This is a genomic window from Sphingomonas sp. ACRSK, assembly GCF_022346685.1.
Taxonomy (GTDB): Bacteria; Pseudomonadota; Alphaproteobacteria; order Sphingomonadales; family Sphingomonadaceae; genus Sphingomonas; species Sphingomonas molluscorum.
Genome location: NZ_JAKRNR010000061.1, coordinates 1 through 7,385, shown reverse-complemented (window position 1 = coordinate 7,385; position 7,385 = coordinate 1). Strand labels below are relative to the sequence as shown.

Sequence of the window (7,385 nt, the reverse complement as noted above, 5' to 3'; positions counted from 1 at the left end):
CTCCCCCTCTTCGCCCTCCCCCTGCTCGCCGCCTGCGGCACCGCCCAAGCGCCCGGAGGCCCGGGCGGCGCAGGCGGGCGAGGGCGGCGGCGGTGGTGGCGGACATGGTGGTTTCCCCCTTGGGCCGGGCGGCGGGCACGGCCGGTTCACTCTCGCGAAACGGATAGGTTCCACGCAATCTTGCGGCAAGCGGAACCCCACCTATATGCCCCAGCGTAACGACGCGCCGCCCAGTCACGGGGGCGTGTTTCGATGGTTTGACACGAGCCGGGGGCCTACGAGGGAATATGGCTAAAGTAATCGGGATCGATCTGGGCACCACCAACAGCTGCGTCGCAGTGATGGAAGGCGGCAGCCCCAAGGTGATCGAGAATGCGGAAGGTGCGCGCACCACGCCGTCGATCGTCGCGTTCGCCAAGGACGGGGAGCGACTGATCGGCCAGCCGGCCAAGCGCCAGGCGGTCACCAACCCCGACAACACGATCTTTGCGGTGAAGCGCCTGATCGGCCGCCGCTTCGACGATCCCGTCACCAAGAAGGACACCGAGCTGGTGCCCTACAGCATCGCACGCGGCCCCAACGGCGACGCGTGGGTGAAAGCGGGCGGCGAGGAATATTCGCCTTCGCAGATCAGCGCCTTCACGCTCCAGAAGATGAAGGAAACCGCCGAGAGCTATCTGGGCGAGACCGTGACGCAGGCCGTGATCACGGTGCCGGCGTATTTCAACGACGCCCAGCGCCAGGCGACCAAGGACGCGGGCAAGATCGCCGGCCTGGAAGTGCTGCGCATCATCAACGAGCCGACCGCGGCCGCGCTCGCCTATGGCCTGGACAAGGACAACAACAAGACCATCGCGGTCTATGACCTGGGCGGCGGCACGTTCGACATCTCGATCCTGGAGATCGGCGACGGCGTGTTCGAGGTGAAGGCCACCAACGGCGACACCTTCCTGGGCGGCGAGGACTTCGATTCGAAGGTCGTGCAGTTCCTGGCGGACGAGTTCAAGAAGGCCGAGGGCATCGACCTCACCAAGGACAAGCTGGCGCTGCAGCGGCTGAAGGAAGCGGCCGAGAAGGCGAAGATCGAGCTGTCCTCGGCACAGTCGACCGAGGTCAACCTGCCCTTCATCACCGCGGACCAGAACGGGCCGAAGCACCTGGTGAAGACGATCAACCGCGCCGACCTGGAGCGGCTGGTCGATGATCTGATCCAGCGCACGCTGGAGCCGTGCCGCAAGGCGATGGCCGACGCGGGCGTGAAGGCGAGCGCGATCGACGAGGTCGTGATGGTCGGCGGCATGACCCGCATGCCCAAGGTGCGCCAGGTCGTGAAGGACTTCTTCGGCAAGGAGCCGCACACCGGCGTCAATCCGGACGAGGTCGTGGCGATCGGTGCCGCGATCCAGGCCGGCGTGCTGCAGGGCGACGTCAAGGACGTGCTGCTGCTCGACGTGACCCCGCTGTCGCTGGGCATCGAGACGCTGGGCGGCATCATGACCAAGATGATCGACCGCAACACGACCATCCCGACCAAGAAGTCGCAGGTCTATTCGACGGCGGACGACAACCAGCAGGCGGTCACCATCCGGGTGTTCCAGGGCGAGCGCGAGATGGCGGCGGACAACAAGATGCTGGGCCAGTTCGACCTGGTCGGCATCCCGCCAGCGCCGCGTGGCGTGCCGCAGATCGAGGTCACCTTTGACATCGACGCCAACGGCATCGTCAACGTCTCTGCCAAGGACAAGGGCACGGGCAAGGAGCAGCAGATCCGCATCCAGGCTTCGGGCGGTCTGTCGGACAGCGACATCGACCAGATGGTGCGTGATGCCGAGAACTTCGCCGAGGAGGACAAGAAGCGCCGTGCGGCGGCCGAGGCGAAGAACAACGCCGAAAGCCTGGTGCACACCACCGAGCGCCAGCTGGCCGACAATGGCGACAAGGTCGATGCGGGCCTGAAGAGCGAGATCGAGGGCAAGATCGCCGAGACCAAGGCGGCAGTGGAAAGCGGCGACGCCGACCAGATGACCACCAAGGCGCAGGAACTCGCTCAGGTGGCGATGAAGCTGGGTCAGGCGATCTACGAGAAGCAGCAGCAGGCCGAGGCTTCGCCGGGTGCCGAAGGCGGTGCTGCCGCTCAGGACGACGATGTGGTCGACGCGGAATTCTCCGAAGTCGACGACAGCAAGAAGTAAGACGCTGCCGGGTCGCCTCCGCTTCCGCCGGTCCTTCGGGAGCGGAGGGGCAGGGGGTGACCCGGCGTTTGATTCGGACCCGGTGCGAGCTGGGGACGAGACCAACACACGGCGCCGCGGGTGGCCCTGGACCGCGGCCTGCGCCCGGGGGACGGCCGACGCGATGCACACCCCCGGGTGCTGCGAGCGGCGGCAGATGGAAGCGGCATGAGCACCGAAGTCGACTATTACGAACTGCTCGGATGCGAGCGCACCGCCGATGGCGCGACGCTCAAGTCCGCCTATCGCAAGCTCGCGATGCAGTACCATCCGGACCGCAATGCCGGGTGCAAGGATTCGGAGGCCAAGTTCAAGGCCGTGTCCGAAGCCTATGAGGTGCTGAAGGACCCGCAGAAGCGCGCGGCCTACGACCGCTATGGCCATGCCGCGTTCCGCCAGGGCGGGGGCGGCGGCGCCGGCCCGCAGGACTTCGGCGGCTTTTCCGACATCTTCGAAAGCGTGTTCGGCGAGTTCATGGGCGGCCGCGGCGGCGGGCGCGCGGGACCGCGCCGGGGCGCCGACCTGCGCTACGACATGGAGATCACGCTCGACGAGGCGTTCCATGGCAAGGCGACCGAGATCACCGTCGACGTCTCCAGCGCCTGCGGCCCGTGCGGCGGCAGCGGTGCCAAGCCCGGGACCGCGGCAAAGACCTGCACGACCTGCGCCGGCCACGGCAAGGTGCGCGCGCAGCAGGGCTTCTTCGTGGTCGAGCGCGCCTGCCCGACCTGCCATGGCGCGGGCCAGGTGATCAGCGATCCGTGCCCGGCCTGCCACGGCGAGGGCCGGGTCGAGCAGACCAAGACGCTGTCGGTCAACGTGCCGCCGGGCGTCGACGAGGGCACGCGCATCCGCCTGACCGGCGAGGGCGAGGCGGGCGCGCGCGGGGCGCCGGCTGGCGACCTCTACATCTTCATGCACGTGAAGCGGCACCCGCTGTTCGAGCGCGAGGGCACGACGCTCTACGCGCGCACACCGATCAGCTTCACGACCGCGGCGCTGGGCGGCGAGATCGAGATCCCGGGGCTCGACGGCGACGTGCGCACGATCCGCATCCCGGCCGGCATCCAGTCGGGCCGCGAGCTGCGCCAGCGCGGGGCCGGCATGCCGGTGCTGCAGGGCCGCGGCTTCGGCGACCTGGTGGTGCGCGTCGAGGTGGAGACGCCGACGCGGCTGTCGGCCAAGCAGCGCGAGCTGCTGGAAGCATTCCGCGAGACCGAGACGGGCGAGGAATGCCCCGAAAGCCAGGGCTTCTTCGCCAAGCTGAAGTCGGCGCTGGGCTGATCAGTGGCGGCGGCGGTGGCGGCGAAAGCTGTAGCCGCCGCCACCGCTGCTCCCGCCGTAGGACTCACAGGCGACCCCGTCGCCGTCCCCGTCCATTCCCGCGCGATAGCCGGGGGAGCCGCGGTGTATGGGTGCGGCGCCCGCGGCGCGCGCCTCGCTGCAGCCGCTGAAGTAGACGGAGCGCTCGGCCGCTTCAGGGTCCTGCACTGTCTCCACCGCCGCGGACGGTTCCGAGCGGGAGGTCCGCGCCCACCATTGCTGGACGTTCGGGGTCGCGATCCAGCTCGCTGCGAACACCAGCGCGCAGCCGCCGGCGACGATCGCCGGATAGCCCAGACGACGTGCCGAGGCGCGGCGCGAGCCGAACGAGCTCAGGGCCGCCTGGCCCGGCCGCAGGTGCGGGAAGCGATTGCTCATGGCGGGACGGTGGCAGGCGGAAGTTGCCACCGCCCTAACGAACCCGCACGTCGCCTTCGCCGTCAGCCGCGGGTGTCGCGGCCGTAGACGTCGGGGAGGAAGGCGACGCCCTTGGGGGCGGCGGTGGCGGTGAAATAGGTGAGGTAGACGGGGACCGCCTGGGGCAGGGGGGCGGCCTGTTCCGGCTTCTTGGCGACGGTGGTGATCGGCTTGCCGAGCAGCCATTTGCCGAGTGTCGGCGCATCCTCCAGCCGCACGCAGCCGTTGCTGAAGTGCCGGGCGGGCTTCTTCATCAGCGCCTTCTCGTTGGTGTCGTGCAGGTAGATGCCGAGCTCGTTGGGGAACATGAACTTGACGCGGCCCATCGAGTTGGCGGGGCCGGGCAACTGGCGCACGCGCACTTCCTGCTGGCCGGCGGCAACGGCGTGCCAGTCGATCGCCTTGGGATCGAGCCTGGTGGCGTTCTCGCTCCAGTCGGACAGCGCCTCGAACCCCATGGCGGTGAGCGGTCGACCGGCGAGCACCTTGGGGGCGATCTTCTTTTGGACGAGGTCGGTCGGCACGTTCCAATAGGGGTTGAGGATCGCGTAGCGGACCATGCCGGCGAGCATCGGCGTCTGCGTCTGCGGCGTGCCGACGACGACGCGCATGGTGCCGACCTGTTTGCCGCCCTGATAGAAATAGAGGCGTGCCGAGGCGGCATCGACGACGATGTGGCGCGTCCAGGCGCCGGGCAGCAGGCGCGCGCGATCGAGGTTGATGCGCAGTCGCGCGCGGTCGTCCGGGGACAGGCCCGGGGTCGCCAGCAGCGTGCGTAGGCGCAGGTAGTGCGGGCTCATCCAGCCCATGTCGCGGATGTAGCTTGCGAACGACTTGGTGAGCACGGCCGCGCGCAGCACGTTTTCGGCCTTGAGCTTGCGCGGTTTCACCTCGGCGTCGAGGTAGGTCATGCCCGTGTCGCGCGGGCGGCGGACGTCCGCCACATAGTCGGCAAGCGCGCGCGAGAGCGCGAGTTCGGCCTGGGCGACGGCGACGGGATCGCCGCTGCGCGCTGTGACCACCGCCTTGCGCAGCGCATCCGGCCCGTAGCTGTTGGGGCGCAGGCCATCGAGGTCGGCGGTCTCGACCATGTCGACAAAGGCGTCGGCCTCCGGACCCAGCCGGCCGCTCGCCGCCCAGATCGGCCAGAAGCCGCGATCGGCGTAGAAGCCCTTGACCTTGCCGCCGGCCTGCTCGCGGATCTGCACCGCGACGGCGCGGGTGGCGGGGGTCGCCTCCGGCTCGCTGGGCGCGGGCTTTGCCGTCGCCTTCTTGGGTGCCGGCTTCTTTGCGGCGGGTTTCCGGGCAGGTGCGGATTTCTTCGCCTGGGCATAGGCGCGCGCATCCCCGGTCGGGACGAGCCCGGTTCCGGCGGTGGCGATCAGAAGCAGAATGGCGGGGATGCGGCAGTGCCGCATCCCCCGGTCGAGACGGATCAGCCGCGTTCTCCCCGCGGGGTGGGCGGCGGCGGCGGCGGGGGCGGAGGTGCCGGCGGCGCGAGCGGGTGATAGATGCCGTCCGAGGTGTAATAGCCGTCGATGATGCCGTCGCCGTCGCGATCGGCAGCGACGCTACCCGAAACCGCGCCCGGCGGCGGCGGCGGGGTGGTGGCGACAGGCGGGTCCTTGGAACAGGCGGCGAGCGACGCAGCGCCTGCGGCCAAGAGAATCATGGAACGGATACGCATCTTCATCCTCCCTTTAAGGACCGGTCGGCGCTCCCTGCGCCGCCCGAAGAGCCCCGTGAAACGGGCCTTTCAAAGGCGTCCCCCCGCCTGAACGGAAGGTGAAGCCACCGAGGCCCACAGCGGCCAGCCGTTCCACCGGCGCGGCAGTCGCCATGGGAGAGAAGAGCGCCCGTTCGGGGAACGGGATCCGGACGGGTGGTTCAGCCGAGCGCCTCGTCCAGCAGCCGGGCGAGGCGGAGGCCGCCGCGCTCGACCTGCAGCTTGGCGACGGGCAGGAGCCTGTCGATGGTCGCCTGGTCGAGCATCACCCGGCCTTCCGGCACCGGCCCGCAGGCATCGCCGCCGAAGGCGCTGGCATAGGCATAGTCGCGGCTGATCTCCCAGCTCTGGCGGCTCCAGTCCTCGACGCTGCCGCCGGCGAGCATCGAGCGCTCCTGGGCGGTGTAGGTGCGGAAGATCGACGGCGGAGGGGAGACCGCGCGCTCGGTGAGCGGGCCGTCCCAGACGCTGTGGAGATTGAAGCGATCCGGCCCGTAGATGCCGTAGCGCGCCTTGACGCGGTTGCCGCCCAGGTCGCCACGGTCGCCGGCGTGGAGCGGCATGTGCAGGTCGCCGACGAAGTGGATCAGGAACACCAGCGCCTGCACCCGCTCGCGGACGGGGACCTTGGGGTCCTTCAACAGCTTCATGTCGCGGGTGATCTGCGCCGAGACGCAATTGCCGTCCTTGCATGCCGACTTGAGATCGAACGGCTTGCACACGTCGACGTTCTGATAGTGCCAGGAAAAGGCGTAGCTGAACCGCTCGCCCAGCGGCTTCACGCAATCGGCCCAGACGCTCGCCTCCTCGACCGTGCGGGCGGGGCAGGTAGGCGTCTCCAGCAGCTTCTGCTGGCGCAGCAGCGCGTCGATCTTCGCGCGGGTGGCGGGCGAGACGTTGCGATAAGCGATCGCGGCGACGCTCTCATGCCCATATTCCCAATAGGCCTGGGCGGGCGAGGCGACGAAGACGAGGGCGAGCGCGAAGAGGAGGCGGCGAATCATGGCCGGTCCCTTAGGCGAAACGCGAGGGCTGGGGGAGGGTGGGACTCGGCGGTTTTGCCAAACCGTCAGCGTTCGTCCGATCCCTCGCCGGGCTCCGGGATCCATTCGTGGTTCTCGACGATGGTCGAGGCGACCGGCCGGCCCTCGGCATCGCGGGAAGGATCGAAGCGGAAGCGCTGCTGGATCAGGCGGCAGGTGAGCGCGTCGAGCTGGGCGCTGCCGCTCGAATCGGTGACGTCGCAGCGGCCGACGCGGCCGTTGGTCTCGACCACGTAGCGCACGCCGACGGTGCCGCCGATGCCGGCCTGGGTGAGGGCGGAGGGATAGTCGGAATCGCGCAGCTGGCCGCGGCGCCAGCGGGGCGGAGTCTCGCCTGCGCCACCACCGCCGCCGCCGTCGCCATCCCCGCCCGCACCGCTGCCGGTGCCGTTCCCAACGCCGCCGCTGCCGGTGCCGGCTCCCTTGACCGGGGCGCCGCCGGTGTTCGCCTGGCTGCCGATGCCGGCGATCTCGGCGGTGACCAGCGGCGGCGGCTGGAGGACGATCGGCACCGGTGGGGCGGCGATCTCGGTCGCCTTGCCGCGCAGGTTGGCGGGGGAGGCGGCACCCTCCGGCCGGGGCGCGGTGGCGCGCTTGGGCGCCTCGTGGACCTCACGCTTGGGCCGGGAGCGGACGGGCGGGGTC

At 69.7% G+C, this 7,385-nt stretch carries 7 protein-coding genes; 2 read left to right on the top strand and 5 right to left on the bottom strand.

What is annotated here, in order from left to right; all coding sequences use genetic code 11:
- The first annotated feature begins 287 nt into the window (after positions 1-287).
- Both dnaK and dnaJ read left to right on the top strand, forming a co-directional pair.
- Positions 288-2,192: a molecular chaperone DnaK gene (gene dnaK / locus MHZ35_RS17385; protein WP_239436782.1), complete on the top strand. Its 1,905-nt coding sequence runs from the start codon at positions 288-290 to the stop codon at positions 2,190-2,192.
- A 207-nt stretch (positions 2,193-2,399) separates the two neighbouring features.
- A complete protein-coding gene (gene dnaJ / locus MHZ35_RS17380) occupies positions 2,400-3,515 on the top strand; it encodes a molecular chaperone DnaJ (RefSeq protein WP_239436781.1) in 1,116 nt (371 codons plus the stop codon).
- Here the strand turns inward: dnaJ and MHZ35_RS17375 are convergent, their stop codons facing one another.
- The 5 genes from MHZ35_RS17375 to MHZ35_RS17355 all read right to left on the bottom strand — a co-directional run.
- The gene (locus MHZ35_RS17375) at positions 3,516-3,932 is read right to left on the bottom strand and encodes an excalibur calcium-binding domain-containing protein (protein ID WP_239436780.1); all 417 of its coding nucleotides are present in this window, start codon (positions 3,930-3,932) and stop codon (positions 3,516-3,518) included.
- A gap of 62 nt (positions 3,933-3,994) precedes the next feature.
- A complete protein-coding gene (locus tag MHZ35_RS17370; protein WP_239436779.1) occupies positions 3,995-5,389 on the bottom strand; it encodes a L,D-transpeptidase family protein in 1,395 nt (464 codons plus the stop codon).
- Positions 5,390-5,406: 17 nt separating this feature from the next.
- Entirely contained in the window at positions 5,407-5,658 is a 252-nt protein-coding gene (locus tag MHZ35_RS17365; RefSeq protein ID WP_125962493.1) for a hypothetical protein, read from the bottom strand.
- Positions 5,659-5,858: 200 nt separating this feature from the next.
- Positions 5,859-6,701, bottom strand: coding sequence for a S1/P1 nuclease (locus tag MHZ35_RS17360; protein ID WP_239436778.1), 843 nt, complete (start codon positions 6,699-6,701; stop codon positions 5,859-5,861).
- A 65-nt stretch (positions 6,702-6,766) separates the two neighbouring features.
- On the bottom strand, positions 6,767-7,385 hold a 619-nt coding region (locus MHZ35_RS17355; RefSeq protein ID WP_342453547.1), incomplete at its 5' end, for a TonB family protein.

Excerpts from the sequence above, each read along its gene's own strand:
- dnaK (WP_239436782.1), top strand. The coding sequence starts at position 288 with ATGGCTAAAGTAATCGGGATCGATCTGGGCACCACCAACAGCTGCGTC.
- dnaJ (WP_239436781.1), top strand. The coding sequence starts at position 2,400 with ATGAGCACCGAAGTCGACTATTACGAACTGCTCGGATGCGAGCGCACC.
- MHZ35_RS17375 (WP_239436780.1), bottom strand. The coding sequence starts at position 3,932 with ATGAGCAATCGCTTCCCGCACCTGCGGCCGGGCCAGGCGGCCCTGAGC.
- MHZ35_RS17370 (WP_239436779.1), bottom strand. The coding sequence starts at position 5,389 with ATGCGGCACTGCCGCATCCCCGCCATTCTGCTTCTGATCGCCACCGCC.
- MHZ35_RS17365 (WP_125962493.1), bottom strand. The coding sequence starts at position 5,658 with ATGCGTATCCGTTCCATGATTCTCTTGGCCGCAGGCGCTGCGTCGCTC.
- MHZ35_RS17360 (WP_239436778.1), bottom strand. The coding sequence starts at position 6,701 with ATGATTCGCCGCCTCCTCTTCGCGCTCGCCCTCGTCTTCGTCGCCTCG.